This is a genomic window from Hydrogenophaga sp. FW305-3-2-15-A-LB1 (genome assembly GCF_058787875.1).
In genome coordinates this window covers 1-22,947 of record NZ_JBYTAE010000045.1, presented here as the reverse complement: position 1 = coordinate 22,947, position 22,947 = coordinate 1, and the positions used below count along the sequence as shown (strand labels likewise).

The 22,947-nt window shown below is 70.0% G+C and carries 21 protein-coding genes and 1 pseudogene; 13 read left to right on the top strand and 9 right to left on the bottom strand.

The annotated features are described in order from the left end of the window. The first annotated feature begins 146 nt into the window (after window positions 1-146). Both AC3WPZ_RS15055 and AC3WPZ_RS15050 read left to right on the top strand, forming a co-directional pair. Entirely contained in the window at window positions 147-569 is a 423-nt protein-coding gene (locus AC3WPZ_RS15055; RefSeq protein WP_382324672.1) for a group III truncated hemoglobin, read from the top strand. After that, on the top strand, window positions 560-1,006 hold the full coding sequence (locus tag AC3WPZ_RS15050; RefSeq protein WP_492431945.1) for an RrF2 family transcriptional regulator: 447 nt from the start codon (window positions 560-562) through the stop codon (window positions 1,004-1,006). The genes AC3WPZ_RS15055 and AC3WPZ_RS15050 overlap by 10 nt, the downstream gene beginning before the upstream one ends. A 4-nt stretch (window positions 1,007-1,010) precedes the next feature. Here the strand turns inward: AC3WPZ_RS15050 and AC3WPZ_RS15045 are convergent, their stop codons facing one another. From AC3WPZ_RS15045 to AC3WPZ_RS15030, 4 genes are read right to left on the bottom strand one after another with little or no spacing between them, the layout of a single operon-like run. Then, the gene (locus AC3WPZ_RS15045) at window positions 1,011-1,637 is read right to left on the bottom strand and encodes a flavin reductase family protein (RefSeq protein WP_382158155.1); all 627 of its coding nucleotides are present in this window, start codon (window positions 1,635-1,637) and stop codon (window positions 1,011-1,013) included. A 24-nt stretch (window positions 1,638-1,661) separates the two neighbouring features. Continuing rightward, window positions 1,662-2,654 (bottom strand): NAD(P)-dependent oxidoreductase, encoded by a 993-nt coding sequence (locus AC3WPZ_RS15040; RefSeq protein ID WP_492440333.1) that lies wholly within the window; start codon window positions 2,652-2,654, stop codon window positions 1,662-1,664. Between the two features lie 27 nt (window positions 2,655-2,681). Continuing rightward, the gene (locus tag AC3WPZ_RS15035) at window positions 2,682-3,554 is read right to left on the bottom strand and encodes an amidohydrolase family protein (RefSeq protein WP_492440331.1); all 873 of its coding nucleotides are present in this window, start codon (window positions 3,552-3,554) and stop codon (window positions 2,682-2,684) included. Continuing rightward, on the bottom strand, window positions 3,551-4,423 hold the full coding sequence (locus AC3WPZ_RS15030; protein ID WP_382158161.1) for a cupin domain-containing protein: 873 nt from the start codon (window positions 4,421-4,423) through the stop codon (window positions 3,551-3,553). The genes AC3WPZ_RS15035 and AC3WPZ_RS15030 overlap by 4 nt, the downstream gene beginning before the upstream one ends. 181 nt (window positions 4,424-4,604) lie before the next feature. Between AC3WPZ_RS15030 and AC3WPZ_RS15025 the strand changes: the two genes are divergently transcribed. The 4 genes from AC3WPZ_RS15025 (at window position 4,605) to AC3WPZ_RS15010 (ending at window position 8,336) form a co-directional block, all read left to right on the top strand. After that, window positions 4,605-5,591 carry a Bug family tripartite tricarboxylate transporter substrate binding protein gene (locus tag AC3WPZ_RS15025; protein ID WP_382324660.1) on the top strand — a complete coding sequence of 329 codons (987 nt, stop codon included), beginning with the start codon at window positions 4,605-4,607 and terminating at the stop codon, window positions 5,589-5,591. Window positions 5,592-5,597: 6 nt separating this feature from the next. Further along, window positions 5,598-6,566: a D-2-hydroxyacid dehydrogenase gene (locus AC3WPZ_RS15020; protein ID WP_382324658.1), complete on the top strand. Its 969-nt coding sequence runs from the start codon at window positions 5,598-5,600 to the stop codon at window positions 6,564-6,566. A gap of 80 nt (window positions 6,567-6,646) precedes the next feature. Continuing rightward, window positions 6,647-7,465 carry an IclR family transcriptional regulator domain-containing protein gene (locus tag AC3WPZ_RS15015; protein ID WP_492440328.1) on the top strand — a complete coding sequence of 273 codons (819 nt, stop codon included), beginning with the start codon at window positions 6,647-6,649 and terminating at the stop codon, window positions 7,463-7,465. Window positions 7,466-7,565: 100 nt separating this feature from the next. Beyond that, a complete protein-coding gene (locus AC3WPZ_RS15010) occupies window positions 7,566-8,336 on the top strand; it encodes an HpcH/HpaI aldolase family protein (RefSeq protein WP_382324654.1) in 771 nt (256 codons plus the stop codon). Window positions 8,337-8,340: 4 nt separating this feature from the next. Here AC3WPZ_RS15010 and AC3WPZ_RS15005 read toward each other — a convergent pair whose 3' ends face one another. Then, window positions 8,341-8,958 (bottom strand): FMN-binding negative transcriptional regulator, encoded by a 618-nt coding sequence (locus tag AC3WPZ_RS15005; protein WP_382324652.1) that lies wholly within the window; start codon window positions 8,956-8,958, stop codon window positions 8,341-8,343. Between the two features lie 74 nt (window positions 8,959-9,032). Here AC3WPZ_RS15005 and AC3WPZ_RS15000 point away from each other — a divergent pair, with 74 nt between their 5' ends. Genes AC3WPZ_RS15000 through AC3WPZ_RS14990 form a run of 3 tightly spaced genes read left to right on the top strand, consistent with a single transcriptional unit; the run spans window position 9,033 to window position 12,787 of the window. Further along, window positions 9,033-11,258, top strand: coding sequence for a patatin-like phospholipase family protein (locus AC3WPZ_RS15000; protein WP_492440326.1), 2,226 nt, complete (start codon window positions 9,033-9,035; stop codon window positions 11,256-11,258). 16 nt (window positions 11,259-11,274) lie between these two features. Beyond that, window positions 11,275-11,853, top strand: coding sequence for a hypothetical protein (locus AC3WPZ_RS14995; RefSeq protein ID WP_444686498.1), 579 nt, complete (start codon window positions 11,275-11,277; stop codon window positions 11,851-11,853). Window positions 11,854-11,896: 43 nt separating this feature from the next. Then, entirely contained in the window at window positions 11,897-12,787 is an 891-nt protein-coding gene (locus AC3WPZ_RS14990) for a RibD family protein (protein WP_492440324.1), read from the top strand. A 33-nt stretch (window positions 12,788-12,820) separates the two neighbouring features. On the opposite strand, the gene AC3WPZ_RS14985 is transcribed toward AC3WPZ_RS14990, so the two are convergent. Beyond that, window positions 12,821-13,603, bottom strand: a complete 783-nt coding sequence (locus AC3WPZ_RS14985) for an IclR family transcriptional regulator domain-containing protein (protein WP_492440322.1) — start codon at window positions 13,601-13,603, stop codon at window positions 12,821-12,823. Between the two features lie 150 nt (window positions 13,604-13,753). On the opposite strand from AC3WPZ_RS14985, the gene pobA reads away from it, so the two are divergent. Together pobA and AC3WPZ_RS14975 are read left to right on the top strand one after the other, a co-directional pair. Next, on the top strand, window positions 13,754-14,944 hold the full coding sequence (pobA, locus tag AC3WPZ_RS14980) for a 4-hydroxybenzoate 3-monooxygenase (RefSeq protein ID WP_382158181.1): 1,191 nt from the start codon (window positions 13,754-13,756) through the stop codon (window positions 14,942-14,944). A 104-nt stretch (window positions 14,945-15,048) separates the two neighbouring features. Then, window positions 15,049-15,960, top strand: a complete 912-nt coding sequence (locus AC3WPZ_RS14975; RefSeq protein WP_492440320.1) for a CoA transferase — start codon at window positions 15,049-15,051, stop codon at window positions 15,958-15,960. Between the two features lie 30 nt (window positions 15,961-15,990). Here AC3WPZ_RS14975 and AC3WPZ_RS14970 read toward each other — a convergent pair whose 3' ends face one another. From AC3WPZ_RS14970 to AC3WPZ_RS14960, 3 genes are read right to left on the bottom strand one after another with little or no spacing between them, the layout of a single operon-like run. Then, the gene (locus tag AC3WPZ_RS14970; RefSeq protein ID WP_492440318.1) at window positions 15,991-17,385 is read right to left on the bottom strand and encodes a TIGR03013 family XrtA/PEP-CTERM system glycosyltransferase; all 1,395 of its coding nucleotides are present in this window, start codon (window positions 17,383-17,385) and stop codon (window positions 15,991-15,993) included. Then, the gene (locus AC3WPZ_RS14965; RefSeq protein ID WP_492440316.1) at window positions 17,382-19,451 is read right to left on the bottom strand and encodes an O-antigen ligase family protein; all 2,070 of its coding nucleotides are present in this window, start codon (window positions 19,449-19,451) and stop codon (window positions 17,382-17,384) included. The genes AC3WPZ_RS14970 and AC3WPZ_RS14965 overlap by 4 nt, the downstream gene beginning before the upstream one ends. 3 nt (window positions 19,452-19,454) lie before the next feature. Beyond that, window positions 19,455-20,777, bottom strand: coding sequence for a UDP-glucose dehydrogenase family protein (locus tag AC3WPZ_RS14960; protein ID WP_492440314.1), 1,323 nt, complete (start codon window positions 20,775-20,777; stop codon window positions 19,455-19,457). A 201-nt stretch (window positions 20,778-20,978) separates the two neighbouring features. Between AC3WPZ_RS14960 and AC3WPZ_RS14955 the strand changes: the two genes are divergently transcribed. Both AC3WPZ_RS14955 and AC3WPZ_RS14950 read left to right on the top strand, forming a co-directional pair. After that, a complete protein-coding gene (locus tag AC3WPZ_RS14955) occupies window positions 20,979-22,364 on the top strand; it encodes a right-handed parallel beta-helix repeat-containing protein (protein WP_492440312.1) in 1,386 nt (461 codons plus the stop codon). Between the two features lie 375 nt (window positions 22,365-22,739). Next, window positions 22,740-22,947, top strand: a pseudogene (locus AC3WPZ_RS14950) (hypothetical protein); the annotation flags it as partial.

Genomic DNA, 22,947 nt, shown 5'->3' with positions numbered 1-22,947 from the left:
CGGGTCTCCGGAAGTCTTGAGATGGATCAAGGAAGCGCCGCTTTGGCGGCCCTGGCGCACGCGGGGGTGCCCGATCTCCCATAAGATTGATTCTAGGTGGATCTTTTTGCGCGCCGAGGGTGCGGGGTCCGTGCACGGGAAACATCATGGGCGTCATGGCGGTCTGCACCGAGGAAGAGGTTTCGAGCATGGTCCATGCGTTCTACGCGCGGGTGCGGCGCGACGAGGTGCTCGGCCCCATCTTCAACGCCCACATCCACGACTGGGACAACCACCTCGCGCAGCTGGTGGACTTCTGGTCCTCCATCCTGCGCCGCACCGGCCGCTTCACCGGCGCGCCCATGCCGCGCCACGCGGCCCTGCCCGGCCTCACCCCGGCCCTGTTCCAGCGCTGGCTGGCCCTCTTTCACGAGACCACCGGCGCCCTGCCCAACCGCGCCATGGGCGAGCAGGCCTTCGCCATGGCGCAGCGCATCGCGCAAAGCCTCTGGTACGGCTACCAGCTGAGCAACAGCCCGGACGAGGTGCCCGCCGACCTCGTGCTCGACGGAGGCCCGCCGTGCGCCTGACCACCATGACCGACTACGCCCTGCGGCTGCTGATGTACCTCGCGCAGCAGCCGGATCGCCTGTGCACCATCGCCGAGGCCGCGCAGGCCCATGGCATCTCCGAAGCCCACCTCATGAAGGTCACGCACCACCTCGGTCTGCTGGGCTGGATCGAGACCGTGCGCGGCAAGGGCGGCGGCATGCGGCTGGCCCGCGCCCCGCACGAGATCGGTCTGGGCGAGGTGGTGCGCGACATGGAGCCCGACTTCCACCTCGTCGAGTGTTTCTCCAGCGGCAACACCTGCGTGCGCACGGGCGATTGCGCCCTGACCGGCGTGTTGCACAGCGCCCTGCAGGATTTCCTGGCGCGGCTCGACGGCGTCACGCTGGCCGACATCGTGCCCACGCGGCCCCTGCCGGCCACCCGCGTCGCGGTGCACCGCGTGGCGGTGCGCTGAGGCCTCAGGCCCGGGGCGGGTTGGGCCGGCCCAGCTCGACGATGGGCCCGGTGGAGGCGTACTGGTTGCCGCCCAGGCGCGTGAGCGGGCGGGTGCGCACCACGTCGAAGCGCCCGCTGGGCTCGATGAACTGGTCGTCCAGGTGCAGCGCCACCACGCGGCCGAACACCACGTTGCTGAAGGTGTCGCCGGGGCCGACGGGCTCGATGTTCACGATCTGCAGCAGCTGGCATTCCATGCAGGCGGGCGAGGCCGCCACGCGCGGTGGCCGCACCTTGTGGCTGGCGGCCTTCTCGAGGCCGGCTATCTCGAACTCGTCGGTGCCGTGAGGCGCGTTGAACGAGGACAGGTTCATCTGCTCGCGCAGGTCCCAGGTCACGAGGTTGGTGACGAACTCGCCCGTGGCGCGCACGTTGGCGATGGTGTCCTTCACCTCGCGGTCGTCGGGCGCGTTGCACGAGAACATGACCACCGGTGGCGCGGTGGACACCAGGTTGAAGTGCGAGAACGGCGCGAGGTTGACGCGGCCGTCCGCGCTCACGGTGCTGATCCAGCCGATGGGCCGGGGCGCGACGATGGCGTTGAAGAGGGAGCGCTTGAAGTCGGTCGCGGTGTCGAGGTCGATGTACATGTCAGAAGAATTCCGGGAAAAGAGTCAGGGCGTGGCGTTGACGATGGCGGCGCCCGCTTCACCGCGCACCACCTTCGCGAGGTTGTCGGCAGCCTGCTGGCGGCGGCCGAAGAAGCCCTCCCAGGTCCACGAGGCCACGTGCGGCGTGCTCAGCACGCGCGGGTGGGCGAGCAAGGGGTCGTCGCGCGCCGGGGGTTCGGGGTCGAACACGTCGAAGGCCGCGCCGGCCAGCGTGCCGGCGTCCAGCGCGGCGATCAGCGCCAGCGCATCCACCAGCGTGGCGCGCGCCGTGTTGATCAGCACGGCGCCGGGCTTCAGGCGCGCCAGCGCCGCCGCATCGAGCAGCGGGCGGTCGCCGGGCAAGGCCGGGCAATGCAGCGACACCGCGTCGCTCTGCGCCAGCAGCTCGTCCATGCCCACGGCTTGCACGCCCGCGGGCAGGTCGCGGGCCAGCGGGTCGTGCACCAGCACGCGCACGTTCCAGCCCACCACGCGCTGCGCCAGCGCGCGGCCGATGCGGCCAAAGCCCACGATGCCCAGCGTGCTGCCGTCCAGCCCGCCGGCGAACACCTGGGGGCTGCGCCAGCCGCCGCCCTGCAGGTAGCCGCGGGTCCACACATGCAGCTGCTTGCGCAGCGCCAGCAGCAGGGTCATGGCGTGCTCGGCCACCGCCACGGAGTCGTTGCCGCCGGGCGTGTTGCAGACGGCAATGCCCAGGTCGCTCGCGGCCGCCACGTCCACCGTGTCCACACCGACGCCGATCTTGCTGATCACCCTGAGGCCGGGCAAGGCGGCCATCACCTCGCGCGTGACGCGGATGCCGCCGGAAATCAGCACGCCCCGGCACCCCTGGGCGTCGGCGATGAAGTCGGCCTCCAGGTGGCGGCGGTAGCCGGGGTCGTGGTTGGGCTTGCCCAGGCGCACGTCGAAGCCTTGCTCGCGCAGCCAGGGAATGCTGGGGTCGTCGGGCATCACGCGTTCCCAGATCAGGACGGGTTCGTTTCGTTGGGCGTTCATCAGGCGGGGTCTTCTCGGGAAGGGGGATCAGGCGTCGGAGAAACCGAACACGCGGGCGGGGTTGTGGACCAGGATCTGCTCGCGCAGGGCCGCGTCGGGCACGGCGCGCGCGAGCAGCTCGACCAGGTCGGCGTCGTTGGGCATGGTGGTCGTGGCCACGTCGTACAGCGGGTGCGGCCAGTCGGTGGCCCACAGCATGCGCCAGGGGTTGAGGGCGACCACCCGGCGGATCAACTCGACCGCGTCGTCGTAAGGCGGTGCGAACCGGTGGTCCACGCGCGAAACCTTCACCCACCAGTGGCCGCGCGTGACGGCCTCGCGCAGGAAGCGGAAGCCCTCGCCGTCGAGGTCGCCCGGGTTCAGGTAGGCAAGATGGTCCACCACCACCTCGGCGCGGATGTCCAGCAGCAGGCGCGCGTGCGCCGCCAGTTCGTCGGCGGTGGCGTGCAGCGAGATGCTCCAGCCCAGGGCCTCGGCCCGGCGCACCTGGCGGCGGAAGGCCGTGGTGTCGAAGGCCGCGCCGAAGCGCGAGAGGATGTTGAAGCGCGCGCTGCGCACACCCGCCGCATGCAGCTCTTCGCAGGCGGCGTCGGACACGCTGTCGTCGAGCAGGGCCACGCCCCGGTAGCGCGCCGGGTCCGCGCGCAAGGCGGTGAGCAGCACCGCGTGGTCGTTGCCGTACACCGAGGGCTGCACCAGCACCGCGCGCTGCACGCCCAGCCGCTCGTGCAGTGTGCGCAGCTCGTCGAGCCAGGCCACCGGTGGCTCGTAGCGGCGGCCGGGCAGCAGCAGGTCCACGCGCGCGGGGTCGAAGACATGGACCGCGCAGTCGCACGACAGCGGCGGCAGCGCCACCGCCGGCTCGCGCGTGTCGCGCCGCCAACCGTGGTGCGCGTTCACGCGGACGCCGCGCTGGCGCTGTAGTCGCCGGCGTTGTGCACCCAGCCGCGCGCGATGAAGTCCTCGCGCGGCGGGCTGAACAGGTCGAGCAGCAGGTGGTGGCCGTCGCCCACGCCCTCGGTGGTGTGCACCAGGTCCACCGGCACCACCACCAGCGAGGGCGATGGCGCAGCCAGGTGCTCGTCGTCGCGCCAGAGGTTGGCGTCCTTGCCCCAGTTCACCCGCAGGTGGTGGACGAAATTCCCCGCCAGCGCGAGCGAGCCTTGCTCCAGGTCGCCGTGGCTGTGCGGGCTCAAGGCCTTGCGGTCGCGCACGCCGTGGTACGACACCCAGTTGATGCTCAGCGTGTCGGTCTGCAGCATCTTCAGGCGCGGGTTGTCGGCCGGTGCTGGCACCTGGGCCATGTCGAACACCTGCACCAGCGGCGCGCCGGGCTTGCGGCGGAAGGGGCGGCCGGTGGGCTTGATGCGCGCGTCCGGCTCGGCATACGCAGCCTCGTTGAGCACCGTGGCGGGCTCGATGTCGGGACGGTTCGAGGCGATCACCGCGCAGGTGCCGGGCGCGGCGAGCCGCACGCTGGAGCGGCCGGCGGCCAGCACGCACACGCTGCCCGCGTTGGGCACCACCACGCTGGGCCCCTGCCCGGCTGGCGAGATGACCGCGCCCGCATCGGGAAAGACCAGCAGCATCTCGGCCGTGCTCTCGACGTCGAAGGGCTCGGTGCCTGCCTCGATCCACTCCACGATGAGGTTCTGCGCGCGCATGCGCCGGTGGCGGTTGCCCGCGACAGTGAGCGCGGGATGGTCGAGAAAGGCCGCGAAGCTGCGCGGACGGACACCGGGGGACGAAGGAGCGGGCGTGGATGGCATGAAGGGTGCGTGGAATGGATCGGGAATGCGGTGATCATCACCCGGTCCGCACCCGCGAGGCAATGCGAACGCGGCCGTTTTCTGCCTGCCGGAAAGCGGGCCGAGTTTCGTTGACACCTCTGGAGCCACTCGGGAATCATCGATCCATTCCCCTTTCTTCCATCGAGACCCGGAGACATTCATGACATCAGTTCAACGTTCCCTGCTCGGCGCGCTGGCCGGCGCCGCCCTCGCGCTGGGCACCGCCACCGCGCACGCCCAGGCGGACGACTTCCCCAACAAGCCCGTGCGCCTCGTGGTGCCCTTCGCCGCGGGCGGCACCATGGACCTGTTCGGCCGCCTCGTGGGCGGTGAAATGGCCAAGGCCCTGGGCCAGACGGTGGTGGTGGAAAACATGCCCGGCGCCGGCGGCTCCATCGCCACCGGCAACGTGGCGCGCTCCGCGCCCGACGGTTATTCGATCTGCTTCTGCGCCACCGGCAGCACCGTGATCCTGCCGCTGATGGACGCCAAGCTGCCCTACAAGGTCGCCACCGACCTGCCGCCCGTGGGCCACGTGCTGCGCATCGAGCAGACCATCCTCGTCAACGCCGAAAAAGGCGCGCCCAACCTGGCCGCGCTGGTCGGCAAGGCCAAGGGCAAGCCGGGCGGCATGTTCTACGGCACGCCGGGCAACGGCACCTCCAACCACCTGGCCGGCGAGCTGTTCAAGATCGCGGCCGGGCTGGACATCGGGACCGTGCACTACAAGGGCGAGTCCGCCGCCGTGCTGGACCTGCTCACCGGTCAGATCGACTTCATGGTGGCCTCGGTCTCCTTCGCCGACCCACAGGTCAAGTCGGGCAAGCTGCGCATCCTCGCGCTCACCGGCCCCAAGCGCGTCTCCGCCTACCCCGACGTGCCCACCATCGCCGAGTCCGGCTACCCCGGCTACGAAGCCACCACGCAGGTCGGCCTGCACGTCGCCAAGGGCACGCCGCAGGCGCGCATCGACAAGCTCAACGCCGCGATGAACACCGCGCTCAAGAGCAAGGAACTGCTGGACCGCATGGCCGCCAGCGGCGTCTCGCCCGTGGGCGGCACGCCCGACGGCTACGCCGCCTTCCTGCGCCAGGAGAACGACAAGTGGGGCAAGGTGATCAAGCAGGCCGGCATCAAGCTGGAGTAAGCCGCCATGCCGACCACCCTGTTGATGCTTCCGCCCCAGATCCCCGCCACCCGCGACTGGGCCCAGCGGCTGGGCGCGGCTTTGCCCGAGCTGAAGATCGTCGTCGCCGAGACCCACGACGAGGCCCTGGCGGCCATCGCCCAGGCCGACGCGGCCGTGGGCACGCTCACGCCCGCGCTGCTGGCGGCCGCGCCGCGCCTGCGCTGGCTGCACTCGCCGCTGGCTGCACCGCCCACCGGCTATTTCTTCCCCGAGCTGGTCGACCACAGCCTGACCGTGACCAACGTGCGCGGCATCTTCAACGACCACATCAGCGCGCACATCCTGTCCTTCGTGCTGGCTTTCTCGCGCGCGCTGCACCGCTTCATCCCGCAGCAGCAGCGCGGCGAATGGCTGCAGCCGCCGCGCTACGAGGGCACGGTCTACCTGCCCGAGGCCACCGCGCTGATCGTGGGCGTGGGCGGGATCGGCGCGGAAACCGCGCGCCTGCTCGCGGCCTTCGGCGTGCGCGTGATCGGCACCGACGCGCAGCGCACCTCACCGCCCGAGGGCATGGCCGAGCTGCACCCGGCGCAGGCGCTGGACGGGTTGCTGCCGCGCGCCGATTTCGTCATCGTCACCGTGCCGCACACGCCCGAGACCGAAGGCCTGTTCGACCGCGCGCGCTTGCAGCGCATGAAGCGCGGCGCCTTCTTCATCAACATCGGGCGCGGCATGACCACGCGGCTGGACGACCTGCTCGCCGCGCTGCAGGCCGGCGAGGTGGGCGGCGCCGGGCTGGACGTGTTCGAGCAGGAACCCCTGCCTGCCGGCCACCCGCTGTGGACGCAGCCCGGCGTGTTCATCACGCCGCACGTGGCCATGTGGGGGCCCTATTACAACGAGCGCCGCTACGAGATCCTGCGCGACAACTGCGAACGCTTCCTCGCCGGGCAGGCGCTCGTCAACCGCGTCGACAAGGCGCTGTGGTACTGAGCCGGGGCCGCGCCATGGAGCTCAAGGGTATGATCCGCTCCCCCTCCCGCCCCTGCGGGAGCGGAACGACGACGATGCCCATGGCCGACGACCCCGACGCCTCCGACGACCACCCCAGCGGATCGATCCGGGCCATCTCGCGCGCGCTGCAGATCCTGCGGATCATGAACACGCAGCCGACCTGGAGCCTGCACAGCCTGCACCTGCAGACCGCGCTGCCCAAGTCCACCATCTTCCGCATCCTGCACACGCTGCAGCTCGAAGGCTATGTGCGGCTGGAGGGCGGCGTGGGCGTCTACCGGCTCACCGAGAAGATCCTGGAGATGAGCGGCGGCTTCACCGAGAAGTCGCTGCTGGTCGAGGTCGGCTCGCCGCTGGCGCTGCGCCTGACCAAGGCCATCAAGTGGCCGGTGGCGCTGGGCGTGCTCGACGGCGACGCCATCGTGGTGCGCTACAGCGGCATGCCCTACAGCCCGATCGCCGCGCACTCCACCACCATCGGCCGGCGCCTGGGCCTGGCCGACACCGCCATGGGCCGCGCCTACCTGGCGTTCTGCCCGGAAGTGGAGCGCGAGATCCTGTTCGACATGCTGCGCGCCGCGCCCGGCGGCAGCCAGCTCGGCCACGAGGAACTGCTGCTGCAGGAACTCGCGGCCATCCGGCAACAGGGCTACGCCGTGCGCCAGCCCAATCCGCAGCGGCGCACCGCCACCCTGGCCACGCCGGTGATGCACCGCACCGAAGTCGTGGGCCTCATGGGCATGACCACCTTCGGCAACCTCATGACACCGGCCACGGTGACGCAGTACGCGCCGCAACTGCAGGCGGCCGCCGCCGCCGTGAGCGAGGCCTACGCCACGCGGCTGCCGCCCAGCCCGGACACCGGCGCGCCTTTCTGACCTGCGGAAAGTCGCGCCGCGGCGCTTGCCGCGCCGGACCGGCACCATGACCATGGCGGCTTGGGCAACAACGCCCGCCATCCACAGGAAACACCGCTCGATGAAAACACGGGGCCACATCCGCCAGCGCGAACTCACACTGGGCACGTTCGTGAAAACCGACTCCCCCCAGATCACCGAGATCCTGGGCACCACCGACCTCGACTTCGTCGTGGTGGACGCCGAGCACGCGCCCTTCGACCGCCTCGCGCTGGACCGCCACATGATGGCCGGGCGCGCCGGCGGCATCCCGGTGCTGGTGCGCATTCCCGACACCGCGCCCGCCACCATCCAGTCCGTGCTCGACCTGGGCGCCGCCGGCCTGCTGGTGCCGCGCGTGGACAGCGCGGCGCAGGCCCGCGAAGTGGTCTCGCGCGCCCGCTACCGCCAGGGCAGCCGGGGCTTTTCCATCTCGCCGCGTTGCGCCGGCTACGGCACGATGCGCATGGCCGATGCGCTGGACGCGGGCGACCAGACGCTGATCCTGTGCCAGATCGAAAGCCCCGACGGCGTCACCGAGGCCTTCGACATCGCCTCCACCCCGGGCGTGGACGGCCTCTTCATCGGCCGTGCCGACCTCGCGCTGTCGATGGGCCTGGACGACAACCGCGCGCCAGCCGTGTCCGAGGCCTGCGATCGCATCATCGGGGCGGCGAAGGCGGCCGGCGTGAGCGCGGCCATGTTCGTGCCCAACGAGGCCGAGGCCCTCGCGTTCCGCGCGCGCGGCATCGACTGCTTCGTGGTCTCGTCCGACCAGTCGCTGCTGCGCCAGGCGACCCAGCAGTTCGCGGCGGCCAGCACCGCGCTGCGCCAGACCGCCGCGCGGCGCTGACGGCTCAGGCCGCCATGCCCAGCCGGCGCATCCAGCCGGCCAGCGCCTGCTCGTCGGCATTGCCGGCCTGGTAGGCCGCCAGCATGGCGGCGTGCGACTCGGGCCGGTGCTGGTTGAGCTTGACCTTGCACTGAAGCTTCGTCACCCGCAGTTCGAAAGCGGTGATGCCCTGCATCAGCTTGTGCTGGAAGTCCTCTTCCAGCCCGCGCCACTGGTCCGCGTAGGCCGGGTCGTGGTCGTGGATCAGGTGCTTGAGCAGGCGGTCCTTGTGGTCGAAGCCGTCCAGCACACGCGCCTGCACCGTGGCGTGCACCGCCAGGTAGTTCCAGGTCGGCACGCGGGCCAGATCCGGGTAGACGCGCGGCGTCATGTAGGCATGCGGCCCGAGAAAAGTCACCACCGCCTGCGGGCGCGCCGCCAGGTAGCGCCCGTGCGGGTTCGGCTTGGCGCAGTGGCCCAGCAGCGTGAGGCCACCGTCTTCCTCCAGCAGGTGCAGCGGCAGGTGGGTGACGAAGGGCAGGCCCTCGTCGTCGGTGGAGATCAGGCTGGCGAACGGGTGCGCGCGCATCAGCTCCAGGGCGATGGCGGGGTCCTTGGCAGCGAACTGGGGGGGCAGGTACATGGGGCGGCCTCTTGTGGGAACAGATCACTGTAACGCCGGTTCGCTTTCGCCACGCTCGCTCCTATCATCCGTGCATGACCCTGCGCATCGCCTTCGCACTGGTGTGGTCCCTCGCCTGTCTGAACGCCACGGCCCAGACCGGCAGCCCCGTGGCCCCGGGCAGCGGCCCGGCCGCGCAGCGCCCCCGCATCGCCCTGGTGCTCTCGGGCGGCGGCGCCCGGGGCGGCGCGCACATCGGGGTGCTCAAGGTGCTGGAAGAACTGCGGGTGCCGGTCGACATGGTCGTGGGCACCAGCGCCGGCGCCATCGTGGGCGCGGCCTACGCCACCGGGCTGCCGCTGGCCACCATCGAAGAAGAAATGAAGGGCCTGAGCACGGCCACGCTGTTCCACGACGTGGTGCGCGACAACCTGCCGATGCGGCGCAAGGCCGACGACGCGGCCAACTACGTCGGCCCCGAGATGGGCCTGGGCCCGCATGGCCTCTCGCTGCCCAAGGGCGCGGTGGCCGGCGTGGCGCTGGAGGCCGTGCTGCGCCGCCTCACGGCGCGCCAGCGCAGCGTGAACTTCAACCACTTCCCGGTGCCCTTCCGGGCCATCGCCACCGACCTCGCCACCTCCGAGATGGTGGAGCTCGACCACGGCAGCCTCACCCAGGCCGTGCGCGCGAGCATGGCCATCCCGGCCGTCATCAGCCCGGTGGAGCTCGACGGCCGCCTGCTGGTGGACGGTGGCGTCACGCGCAACCTGCCGGTGGACGTGGCGCGCCGCATGGGCGCGGACATCGTGATCGCGGTCAACATCGGCACGCCGCTGCTGCGCCGGGAGGACATCACCTCCCTGCTCTCGGCCTCCGAGCAGATGCTGCGCATCCTCACCACGACCAACGTCGCGCAGTCGCTCAAGGAGTTGGGCCCGCGCGACGTGCTCATCACGCCCGACCTCAGCCGCGTGAGCAGCAGCGACTTCGACCACCTCTCCGACGCCGCCCGGGCCGGCGAGGCCGCCGCGCGCGCGGCCAGCGCGACCCTGGCCGCCCACGGCCTGAGCCCGGCCGAATTCAGCGCGCTGCTGGCAGCGCGCGAGGCGGCGCAGGATCCCGGCGGGCAGCGCATCGACGCCATCCAGGTCAGCGGCACGCAGCGCGTGAACCCGCAGGCCGTGCTCGACGGCATGCAGACCCAGGCCGGCGAGGCGTTCGACGCGAGCCGCGTGGACCAGGACCTGCAACGCCTGTACGGCTGGGGCGACTTCGAGGCGGTGAGCTACACCTTCAGCGAAGAACCCGGCCAGGGCCGCGTGCTCACCGCCCGCGTCACCGAAAAGTCCTGGGGCCCGCACTACCTGCGCTTCGGCCTGGGCCTGTCGTCCGACTTCGCCGGCGGCTCCTTCTTCAACCTGCTGGCCACCCACCGCGCCACCTGGCTCAACCGCCTGGGCGCCGAATGGCGCAACGACATCCAGATCGGCCAGACCGACCGCCTGCGCACCGAGTGGTTCCAACCCCTGCATCCCACGCAACGGTTTTTCGCGGCGGCCCACCTGGGCGGCGAGCGCAGCCCCTTCGAGCTGTTCAGCGACGAGGGCGTGCGCGTGGCGCGCTTCCGGCTGGAGCACTACGGCTACGGCGCCGACCTGGGCCTGCAGCTCGGCACGCAGGGGCAACTGCGCCTCGGTGTGCAGCGCGGCCGCGTGCGCCTGCAGAACGACACCAGCCTGCTGCCGCCCGGCCTGTTCGAGGCCGACGCCGACACCGCCGCCCTGGTGCTGCGCCTGCAACTGGACACGCTGGACAACGTGCGCTTTCCGCGCGCGGGCTACGCGCTGGACGTGAAGCTGCACCAGTCGCAACCGCGCTGGGGCGCGAGCGACGACTACCGCAAACTCTCCGCCGCGTTCCGCACGGCGGTGGGCTTCGGCCGGCACGCGCTGGAGTTCTCCGCGCAGGGCGTGAAAGCCAGCGGCGGCACCCTGCCCGCCTACGAGACCTCCTTCCTGGGCGGCTTCCAGCGCCTCTCGGGCTACAAGACCAACGAGGTCTTCGGCAACGAATTCGTGCTCGGCCGCGTGAACTACAGCCACCGGCTCACCAACGTGGGCTTCCTCGAAGGAGCCTATGCCGGCGTCTCGCTGGAAGCCGCGCGCATCGGCGACACGGCCTTCGGCCCGCAACGCGAGAAGAGCCGCTACGGCTTCGCCGTCTACCTCGCCATGGACACGCCCCTGGGCCCGGTTTACCTGGCCCTGGGGCGCGGCGACCACCGCCGCCACGCGGCCTACTTCTACCTGGGGCAGCCCTGACCACTGCCATACCGCCATGGACCTCCTGAACCACCCCGCCTTTCAAAGTCTTGTGCTGCCCCTGCTGCTGTGCATCGGCGGCGTGGCGGCCCTGCTGCGCACCACCGGCCCGAACCGGGCCGCGCTCGGCGCCGCCCTGGGCCTGCTGGTGGCGCTGGCCTGGTTTCCCGGTTTCGACTGGCCGGCCACCGCGCGCGCGCAGAAGCTGCCCTGGGTCGCGCTCGCGGGCACGGTGATCGCGGCGCTGCTCCTGTGGCGAGCGGCCCGGGGTCTGCCCACCCCGCGCCCCTGGTGGCGCGGCATCGCCCTGGCCGCCGTGCTCACCGTGGCCTGCCTGGGGCTGGCCGCGGCGGCGGGGCTCGGGGGATCGCTGCTGCTGGCCCAGCTGGCGCTGATGGTGGCGGTGGCCACCGCCGTGCCGGGCCTGTGGTCGTGGTGGCGGCCCTCGTCCGGGCTGTGGATGGCACCGGCCGCCCTGCTGCCCCAGTTGCTGGCCGCGCTGTGGATCGCGGCCGCCCTGCCCATGGCGCCGTGGAACGCCGGGGCCGCCGACACCGCCACCGACGACCTCTACTACACCCCGCAGTGGAAATGACCCCACGGCCCGGGACCCCGCGCTCAATGCGATGATGGCCGCCATGCCATCACCCACGGACGCCACGACCGCCCAGGACATCCCCGCCGACTGGCCCGCGCTCTGGCAACAGATGCTGCAGGCCCGCACCACGGGCCAGGCCGCGCCGCCGCTGCGCTGGTGCGCGCAGCAAGGCTGGCAACTGGCGCCGGTGGGCGACGCGCGCAGCGCCGAGCTGTTCACGCTCTACAAGCCCTTGCTCGATGCGCGCCAGGCCGGGGGCGGCGCGCCCTGGGCCGTGGCCCAGCTCGGCCAGAGCCTGGACGGTTTCGTGGCCACCGTCACCGGCGACTCCTACTACGTGAACGGCCCGCACTGCCTGCTGCACCTGCACCGCCTGCGCGCGCTGTGCGACGCGGTGCTGGTCGGTGCCGGCACGGTCGCCATCGACAACCCGCAGCTCACCACGCGGCGCGTGCCCGGCCCGCAGCCGGTGCGCGTGGTGGTGGACCCGGCCGTGCGGCTGGACGGCCAGTCACGCGTGTTCCGCGATGGGCAGGCCCCGTCCCTCTGGGTCTGCGATGCGCGGCACGCCGCGCTGGCCCGCGAGCGCCTGGGCAGCGCCCCCGCCGAGGTGCTGGCGGTGGACGGCCTGCTCGACGACAGCGGTGAGGGCTACCACCCCGCGCTCGTCGCGCGGGCGCTGGCCGCGCGCGGCCAGCGCGTGCTGTTCGTCGAAGGCGGCGGCATGACGGTGTCGCGCTTCTTCACCGCCGGTGTACTCAGCCGCCTGCACCTCATCATCGCGCCCGTGCTGATCGGCCAGGGCCGGCGCGGCCTGCGCGCGCCCGCGCACGACGTGATGGCCGACTGCCCCCGCCCGCCCACGCGCACACTGCCGCTGGGCGAGGACATGCTGTGGGACCTGGACCTCAGCGGCTCGAGCCGCGCGTGAAGTCCCACCCGGACAGGGGCATGGGGGGCGCGCTCAGAGCAAGGGCCGCAGTTCGCGCGCCGCGTCCAGCAACAGCGGCAGCAAGTCCTTCTGGAACACCGGTCCCTCGAAACGATCGGGCGCGGCCACCACGTTGAGTGCCGCGACCGTGCGGCCCTGCATGTTGCGCAGCGGCACGGCCAGCGCGAACACACCCAGCTCGTGCTCCTCTCGCGCAATGGCCATGTCATCGCTGCGCACTTGCGCGATGACGGCGCGGAAGGCCTTGTGTTCCACGGTGGTGTGCGGCGTCAGCCGGGGCAGCTCGCGGCCCTTGAGCCAGGTGGCGAACTCGGCGCGCGGCAGGCCCGCGAGCAGCACGCGGCCGGTGGAGGTGGCGTGCGCGGGCAGGCGCGCACCGAGGTGCAAGCCATGGGCCATGAGCCGCTGGCCACCCAGCGAAACATTGCGCGCCACGATCACGACCTGGTCGCCGTCGAGCACGGCGGCCGAGTAGGACTCGCGCGTCTGCGCCGCGAGCCGGTTCAAGGTGGGCTGCAGCAGGCGCGGCAGGCGCGCCGAAGCCAGGTAGCTGCCCGAGAAGCGCAGCACCTTGGGCGAGAGCCAGTAGTGGCTGCCGTCGGACTCCAGGTAACCGAGGTGCGCCAGGGTCAGCAGGTGCCGGCGGGCCGCGGCGCGCGTGAGACCCGCGCGCTCGGCGGCCTGGGTGGCGTTGAGGCGCTGGCGCTCGGTGTCGAAGCTCTCCAGCACCGCCATGCCCTTGGCCATGCCTTCGATGAAATCGGCTTTCGCCATGGGAGGGGGGGCTGTGCTCATGGGTCGATTATGCCCAGGGGCATCCGAATTTGCGCGGTGATCGCGCAAGACATTCGATCATCGCGCAAAGGCGTCTGCGCACCGTTGCGCTGGCGGGGCCCCGTTTTTAAGCTGCGTCCGTTGCACTTCACGCCATTCCAGGAGACACCCATGCGAACCCAGGTCGCCATCATCGGCGCCGGCCCCTCCGGCCTGCTGCTCGGACAGCTGCTGCACAAGGCCGGCATCGACAACATCATCGTCGAACGCCAGAGCGGTGAATACGTGCTCGGCCGCATCCGCGCCGGCATCCTCGAGCAGATCACCACCGACCTGCTGCGCGAGGTGGGCGTGGGCGAGCGCCTGGACGCCGAAGGCACGGTGCACCACAGCATCGAATTGGTGTTTGCCGGCACCCGCCATGCCATCGACGTGCACGGCCTGACCGACGGCAAGGTCGTGACCGCCTACGGCCAGACCGAACTCACGCGCGATCTCATGGAGGCGCGCAGCGCCGCCGCGCTGCCCACCGTGTACGAGGCCGCGAACGTGGAGGTGCTGGACTACGACAGCGACCACCCCAAGGTGCGCTACCAGAAGGATGGCCAGACGCACGAGATCGAGTGCGACTTCATCGCCGGCTGCGATGGCTTTCACGGCGTGTGCCGCGCCAGCGTGCCCAAGGGCGCCATCACCGAGTTCGAGAAGGTCTACCCTTTCGGTTGGCTCGGCGTGCTGGCCGATGTGCCACCGGTCTCGCCCCACGCCATCGTCTACGCCAACAGCGAACGCGGCTTCGCCCTGTGTTCCATGCGCAGCCTCACGCGCAGCCGCTACTACGTGCAGTGCCCGCTGGACGACAAGGTCGAGGACTGGAGCGACCAGCGCTTCTGGGACGAGCTGCGCCTGCGGCTCGACCCCGAGATGGCGTCGCGCGTGATCACCGGCCCCACCATCGAGAAGAGCATCGCGCCGCTGCGCAGTTTCGTCGCCGAGCCGATGCGCTTCGGCCGCATGTTCCTCGCGGGCGACGCGGCGCACATCGTGCCGCCCACCGGCGCCAAGGGTCTGAACCTGGCCGCCAGCGACGTCAAGTACCTCTCGGGCGCGTTCATCGAGTACTACAAGGACAAGACCTCCGCCGGCATCGACACCTACTCCGAGCGCTGCCTGCGCCGCGTCTGGAAGGCCGAACGTTTCTCGTGGTGGCTGACCTCGCTGATGCACCGCTTCCCCGACACCGCAGGCTTCGGCCAGAAGATCCAGGAGGCCGAGCTCGACTACGTCGTGAACTCGGTGTCGATGTCGCGCTCGCTGGCCGAGAACTACGTGGGCCTGCCGCTGAACTTCGGCGAACGCTGAACCGCGCACAAGGAAAACGGCGGGCGACGGTGTCGCCCGTTGGCGCTTCTGCGGCCGCACTTGCGGGTACATTGCGGCGACACCCTTTCCACAGACCCGCCGCCATGAGTTCATCCCCCCGCCCTGCCCCCGCCCTCCAGCCGCTGCGCGGCGTTCGCGTGCTCAGCCTCGCGCTGAACCTGCCCGGCCCGGCCGCCTTCATGCGCCTCAAGGCCATGGGCGCGCGCTGCGTCAAGGCCGAGCCGCCGGCCCCCAAGGGGGCTCCTGCGGGTACCTCGGGCGACCCCATGGGGCAGTACAACGCCCGGGCCTACGCGACCCTGCACGATGGCATCCGCGTGATCTCGATCGACCTGAAGTCCGAGAAGGGCCAGGCGGCGCTGCACAAGGAACTGGCGCGCACCGACGTGCTGCTCACCTCCTTCCGCCCTTCGGCGCTGGAGAAGCTGCAGCTCGGCTGGAAGGGACTGCACAAGCGCCACCCCGGGCTCTCGGTGGTGGCGATCGTGGGGGCGCCCGGTGCCCGGGCGGAAGAGCCCGGCCACGACCTCACCTACCTCGCGGACGCGGGCCTCGTCACCGGCCTGGACCTGCCGGCCACCCTGTTCGCCGACATGGGGGGCGCGCTCATGGCCAGCGAAGCCGTGCTCAAGGCCGCGCTGGTGCAAAAGACCCAGGGCAAATCCAGCTTCCAGGAGGTCGCGCTGTCGGACGCGGCCGAGTGGCTCGCCCTGCCCCGCACCTGGGGCCTCACCCAGCCCGCCGGCGCGGTGGGCGGCGCCCATGCGGGCTACCGCGTCTACCCCTGCAAGGACGGCCGCGTGGCCGTGGCGGCCCTGGAGGCGCATTTCGCTGCCGCGCTGTGCGCCGCGGCGGGTCTGCCGGCGTCGGACCTGCGCTCGCTGTTCAAGCCGGAGACGCACGCCGCGATCGCGGCCTTCCTTCAGGGCCGCACGCGAAAGCAGCTGGACCGGCTGGCGGTGGAGAAGGACATTCCGCTGCACACGCTGGCCTGACCCCGGCCAGCGAGCGGAACGCCCAGGCGCTTACTGCGCGCCCTTGCCCGTCAGCACCACGCCGACGGTTTCGAAGATGACCACGAGGTCGAGAAACAGCGAGTGGTTCTTCACGTAGTAGAGGTCGTACTGCAGCTTCTCCGCCGTGTCTTCCACGGTGGAGCCGTACTGGTAGCGCACCTGCGCCCAGCCGGTCACGCCGGGCTTGACGCTGTGGCGCACCGCGTAGAACGGAATCTCCTGCGTGAGCTTCTCGACGAAGAAGGCGCGCTCGGGGCGCGGGCCGACCAGGCTCATGTCGCCGTTGAGCACGCTGAAGAGTTGCGGCAGTTCGTCGATGCGCAGCTTGCGGATCACCTTGCCCACGCGCGTGACGCGGCTGTCGCCCGCCGTCGCCCAGCGGGGAATGCCGTCCTTCTCCGCGTCGGTGCGCATGCTGCGGAACTTCACGACGTTGAAGGGCTTGTTGTTCAGGCCCACGCGCTCCTGCTTGTACAGAATGGGGCCGGAGCTCTCCAGCTTGATGACGAGCGCCGCCACCAACATGATGGGCAGGGCGAGCAGGATCAACACGACCGCGCCCGCCATGTCGAACAGGCGCTTGATGGTGGTGCGCAGGAAGCCCTGGTCGAAGCCTTCGCCGAAGATGAGCCAGCCGGCGGACACCGCATCGAGGCGGATCTGGCCGAGGTTCTGCTCGAAATAGGTGGCGATGTCGGTCACGCGCACGCCCGCGAGCTTGCAATCGAGCAGTTCGCGCATGGGCATGCTGCCGCCGCGGCGTTCGGAAAGCGCGATCACGATCTCGTGGACGCCCTTCTCGGCCACCACTTCGGTGAGCGACTGGCCTGGCTGCAGCGTGCCCCAGTTCGTCACGAGGTGCTCGCGCTCGTTGGGGCTGGCGAAATAGCCGCAGAGCTCGGCGCTCGATGAGGCCTTGAGCAGGCTTTGCCCGACCGCCTGCGCTTTCGCGCCGGTGCCGTACACCAGCACCTTGCGGCGCGTGAGCGACTTGGGCAGGAACTCGCCGGTGAGCACCTGGATGACCAGCAGCAGGCCGGTGGCCATCATCACGATCACCACGGCCCAGGTGTGCCCGTAGAACGCCTTCATGGGCAGCAGCAGCAGCACGCCCACCACGATCAGGCCCATCATCATGAACGAGACCAGCACGCGGGCGCGCAACTGCGTGTTGTTGAACACGCTGCCCCGTTCGTACAGACCCAGGGCCGAGTTGACCGCCAGGAAACCCATGCTCATGAGCAAGGCACGGAACAGGCCTTGTCCGATCTGCACGGCGGTCAGGTCTTCCGCGTCGGAAAGAAACACCAGGGTCGCCATGAACGCCGCGCTGATCAGGAGCAGGTCCATGAACATCTGCAGCAGCGTGCGGCGATCGAAGTAGTGGTTGAATAGCTTGATCAAACTTCTTTTTCCTGTAATGGCCCCGGGGGCTGTGCACGGCTCGGGCGCCCGTCCGAGAATACCGCCGACACCCCCTTCTGACGTTCTGTTACATAACGTGAATATTGCGGAATTCGGCGGAAGTGTGATGTTGTCAACAGGATCAGCAGCAGCATAAAAGCGATGCGCGGCAATTCGGTGACGCTGATGACCAGGCCGAGCACGCCCATGGCCGAGAGCGAGCCGGCCAGCGCCAGGGCCAGCGGATCCCCCGCCTGGAGGCCTTGAGCCACGCAGCGCCACGCCCACGCGGCCAGCAGGCCCAGCACCAGCCAGCCCAGCAGGCCGCGCTCGATGAGGATTTCCAGGTACAGGTTGTCCATGTGCCAGGGCTTGAAGCTGCTCTGCGCGGCGGGGAACCAGTAGCGCAACCCGGCCGAGAAGTCCGTGTTTTTCAGGATCTGCACGCCTTGCGGGTCCAGCAACTCCACCGCATGAATGCGGGCCGCGTGCCCGGTGCTCAGCACCGTCAGCGCGAACATGCCGTCGCGCCAGGACACGGCACGGCTCGCGTCCGAAAAGACCTGGCCCGACAGCGGGATGTCGTGCCACTGGGCCGCATCCGTGACGGCGGCTTCGGGCCTCACGTGCTTCCACTGGCATCGGAAGTCGTACAGCAGGTGCCGTTCGCACACGCTGAGCAGCAGCACCACCGGGGCGTCGGTCTCGTAGCGGACCCGCACGCGGTAGTGCCCTTGTGGGGCCAGCGGGATGCGCTGGGTGAGACCGAAGTCGTAGGCGGCCTCCTGGCGCGTCGGCGGCCCCGAGAGCACCACCTGCCCGGCGCCTGCGGCGTCGCGCCGCCAACGCGCCTGCCCGGGAAACTCGCCATCCGGCACGCGCGCGCCGTAGTGCGCGGGCAGGCGCCCCGCGCCCAGGCCCAGCACCCAGTCGGCGGGCGTGCGCAGCAGGCCCAGCCCGCTCTGCCAGTGCGCCACGCGGTCCACCAGATCGGTTTCCGACTGCGCAAGCCGGCCTGTCATGAACGAGTGCCCACCGAGCACCCACACCGCCTCCGCCAGCAGCGCGAACACCAACACCCGCAGCGCCCAGCCGCGCCGCCGCCCGCCGGACGCCGGCTGGATCTGGCAGCGCCTGGCCACGATGGCCATCACCATCAGCGAGACGGTGACCGCGAGGTACAGCCCTCGGGAATACGTGGTCAGCACCGCGTAGGTGCCCAGGACGGCCAGGACCGCCGCGCAGGCCCAGCGCCAGCCGCCCGGCGCCAGCCAGACCGCCCAGAACGCCAGGGGCACGGCCATCGCCAGGTAGGCGTCGATGGCGCCGCCGCCCACGTGCATTTCCCAGAAGTTCGCCACCGTGCGGTAGGAGTCGGAGAAATTCAGCACACCGACGTACCGCCCGCGCTCCCACAGCACGAGCACGCAGACCCAGGCCAGCCCGCAGAGCAGGCCCGCGAGGGTGAAGCGCGCCATCTCCCGCTGCCGCTCGACCGGCACCCGCCGCAGCACGGGATACAGCAGCAGTGCCCAGAGCAGGCTTTTGGACACGCGCAGCGGGTTGAAGGCGCTGGCGTAGTCCGCGTGCAGCGCCTGCAACCAGCCGTCGCCCGAGGCCCAGCCGGCCGCCACCGCCCGCGCGCTGACACCGGCGTCCCGCAGCCCGATGAACAGGCTCAACAGCGTGGAGGCACCCAGCGCGACGAGCAGCCAGACCCACACCCGGTCGGCCTGGACCTGGGTCTCGCTGGATGAAGAGGAGGCCGCACGGCCAGAGAAGGCCTCGAACCCGGACCGCGCATGCGCGCCGGCCAGCACCGCGAGCACCAGCAGGTCGAATTCGTCGATCAGCCACCAGCCCGTGGAGGGCGCCAGGCTGGCCACGGGCAGGAGCATGGCCAGCAGTCCCCCGATGGTCCAGGGCCGCCAGGCGGCGGCACCCATGCACAGGCACAAGGCGCCCACCAGAAGCGCGGGGGCCAGGGGATGTTGAACGGCCAGACCCAGGCAGGTCAGTGCCGCGAGGGCGCCCAGGATCAGCGCGCCTGATCGCGGGCGCGCCATGGCTCAGCGCCCGATGGGCAGGTAGTCGAAGCCCTGGCTGCGCACCCAGGCCGGGTCGTACAGGTTGCGCCCGTCCACGATCAGGGGCTGTTTGAGCTTGGCCTTGATCAGGTCGAAATCGGGACTGCGGAACTCCTTCCACTCGGTCACGATGATCAGCGCGTCCGCCCCTTCCAGGGCCTCGTTGGGGTTCTGGGCGTAGCGCACGCGGGATTCGTCGCCCAGCACGCGCTGGGCTTCGTGCATCGCAACCGGGTCGTAGGCCGTGGCGGTGGCGCCGGCGGCCAGCAGATCGGCCAGCACCTCCAGGCTCGGCGCTTCGCGCATGTCGTCGGTGTTGGGCTTGAAGGCCAGGCCCCACACGGCGAAGTGGCGCCCCTTCAGGTCCGCGCCCAGCTTGCGCTTGATCTTGTCACCCAGCACATGCTTCTGCGCATCGTTGGCCGCCTCCACCGCGGTCAGCACCTTCAGGTCCAGGCCGCCTTCGTCCGCCGCCGTCTTGATCAGGGCCTTGACGTCTTTCGGGAAGCAGGAACCGCCGTAACCAGCGCCCGGGTACAGGAAGTGGTAGCCGATGCGCGGATCGGAGCCGATGCCCTGGCGAACGCTCTCGATGTCGGCGCCCAGCTTCTCCGCCAGGTTGGCCAGCTCGTTCATGAAGCTGATGCGCGTGGCCAGCATGGCGTTGGCCGCGTACTTGGTGAGTTCGGCGCTGCGCACATCGGTGACGATCAGGCGCTCGCGGTTGCGCTGGAACGGCGCGTACAGCGCGCGCATGAGGTGCACCGCCTGCTCGTCGTCGGCGCCCACGATGATGCGATCGGGCCGCATGAAGTCCTCGACCGCCGCGCCTTCCTTGAGGAACTCGGGGTTGGACACCACGGCGTAAGGCGTGTCGACGCCGCGCTTCTGCAGCTCCTCGGCAATCGCTTCCTTCACGCGGTCGGCCGTGCCCACGGGCACCGTGCTCTTGTCCACCACCACCTTGTAGTCGGTCATGCGCTGGCCGATGCTGCGCGCCGCGGCCAGCACGTAGCGCATGTCGGCCGAACCGTCCTCATCGGGTGGCGTGCCCACCGCGATGAACTGGATGGTGCCGTGGTGCACGGCGCGGTCGACGTCGGTGGTGAAGTGCAGCCGCCCCGCCGCCACGTTGCGTTTGACCATCTCCTGCAGCCCGGGCTCGTAGATGGGAATGCCGCCCTCCTCGAGGATGCGGATCTTGTCGGGATTCAGATCCAGACAAAGCACATCGTTGCCCACCTCCGCCAGGCAGGCCCCGCTGACCAGACCCACATAACCCGTCCCTACCACAGTGATTTTCATGATGATTTTTCTCAGGCCGATAGATTCACAAAGCGCTCATCATAGCGACCGAACAAGTCGTTTTCAGCATTGAAATGCAGTCATAACGTTGCATTCGACACGCTCGCGGCTATCATGACCCGGACACAGAAACGGGGAACTCCATTGAAACCGAGGCGCAGATGGTTGTGGTTCGCTGCGTCAGGCCTGCTGGTTTTCCTCATGGCCGCCACAGCCTTTCTGGTGAGCGACCGGGGGCGGCGCCTGTACGCCGAGGCCAGTTCCCGGAGTCCGCAGGAGCTGATCCGCCATGCACAGCACCGGCTGGAAGGCCACCGCGTCCTGGAGGGCTTGCTGCTTCCAGGACTGCATGCCCTGCAGCGGCGCTGGGAAAGGACACCGCCACCGGGACCTTTGCCCACGCTCGGCAAAGGCCAGCAGATGGTCTCCATGGCGCCCGCGGTGCCCGAAGCCGGCACGGTGATCCGCGTGGACACGGCCACCGGCCTGGCACAGGCTCTCCGGGAGGCCGGCCCCGGCACCCACATCGTCATCGCCCCTGGCCGATACAGCGTCAACAAGACCCTGCGGCTCGGGCAGGACGGCCGCGCACAGGCCCCCATCCTGGTGAGCGCCCTGGTGCCTGGCAGCGTCCAGCTGGACTTCACCCAGGTGGCAGGCATCCAGATCGACCGGCCCTACTGGGCCTTCGAAAACCTCAACATCCGCGGCGCCTGCGCGCGCGAACACGACTGCGAGCACGCCTTCCATGTGGTGGGTCGCGGTGCCTTCGCCACGCTGCGCAACAACCACGTGCAGGACTTCAATGCGCACATCAAGGTCAACGGCCTGGACGGCGAGTGGCCCGACCACGGCCTGGTGGCCTTCAACACCCTGACCAACCGCGCCACCCGGCAAACCGACAGGCCGGTCGTGATGCTCGACCTCGTCGGCGCCAGCCATTGGAAAGTGCAGGACAACCTGGTCACGAACTTCGCCAAAGGCCAGGGCAACCGGGTCGCGTATGGGCTGTTCATGAAGGGCGCCAGCGAAGGTGGGCGCATCGAACGCAACCTCGTGATCTGCTCGCCCACGGACGTGTCGCGCCCGGGCGAGCGGGTGGGCATCTCGTTCGGCGGGGGTGGCACCCAACCGGCGGCGGTGTGCCGCTCGGACGGCTGCGCGACCTTCGAGCACCGCCACGGGCTGGCCGCCAACAACATCGTGGCGCACTGCAACGACGCCGGGCTCGACATCAACCGCGCCAGCGACATCGTGCTGGCCCACAACACCCTGATCAACACGGCGGGCGTCTCCGCCCGACGGGCCCCGACACAGGCCCGCCTGCTCAGCAACCTGTTCGAAGGAAACATTTCGGAGCGGGATGGCGCGGCTTTGGGCCTCGAATGGAACACCCAAGCGCCGATGGCGCAGGTTTTCGTGAACCCGGATGCCTTACTTCTCCAATGGTTCGAGCCGCCGGAAACAATACCTTCGCGGACCTTTGTAACCAATGATTTCCGGGGCCTCGCGAGGCGGGACGCCACGCTGCCGGGCGCGCTGGAGCAGGATTTCCCAGGGAAACCCGCACCGGTCTCCGCGAATTGACGCCACGCCGCCCGAGCGGTCACTCTGACGGCAAGAAGTGCAACTCGTAACACGTGGCAACAGGGTTGTAGGGCGAGTCCTACGACAATAAGGGCTGCGGGGCATTTGGCGTGCCAGCCATTCCCTGGTTTCCCGGCCACGACTCCAAAGCGCTTGGGCGCTCGGTCAGGTCGGGTTTTTTGTGCCATCGGCATTTCACGAGGTGGGTCCATGCTCCCGCATGTCGTTCTGGACGGTGTGCCTGTCGGTCAACGCTCCAACCGCTGAAATGCCGCCCGTAAAGTCAACCGACGCACTTTTTTCGTGAACGTGGTCACAAGCCACCGACATTTTCGACCGTTCGTTCCCGCCAGCACACCTCTCACCGGCATCGCCATGAACCCTTCCAAGACCCCCGCCATCCGCGACGCCAAGTGGCTCTCCGTGCTTTTCATGATGGCGGCCATCTCGGGTTGTGGTGGCGGTGGCGGTGGTGGTACCGCATCGGCGCAAACCCCCGGCGAGACCGTGACCTCGACGCCCGCACCGGCACCGGCACCGGCGCCCTCGATCTTCCCGCGTCCTCCGGCACCCGCCCCTGCAC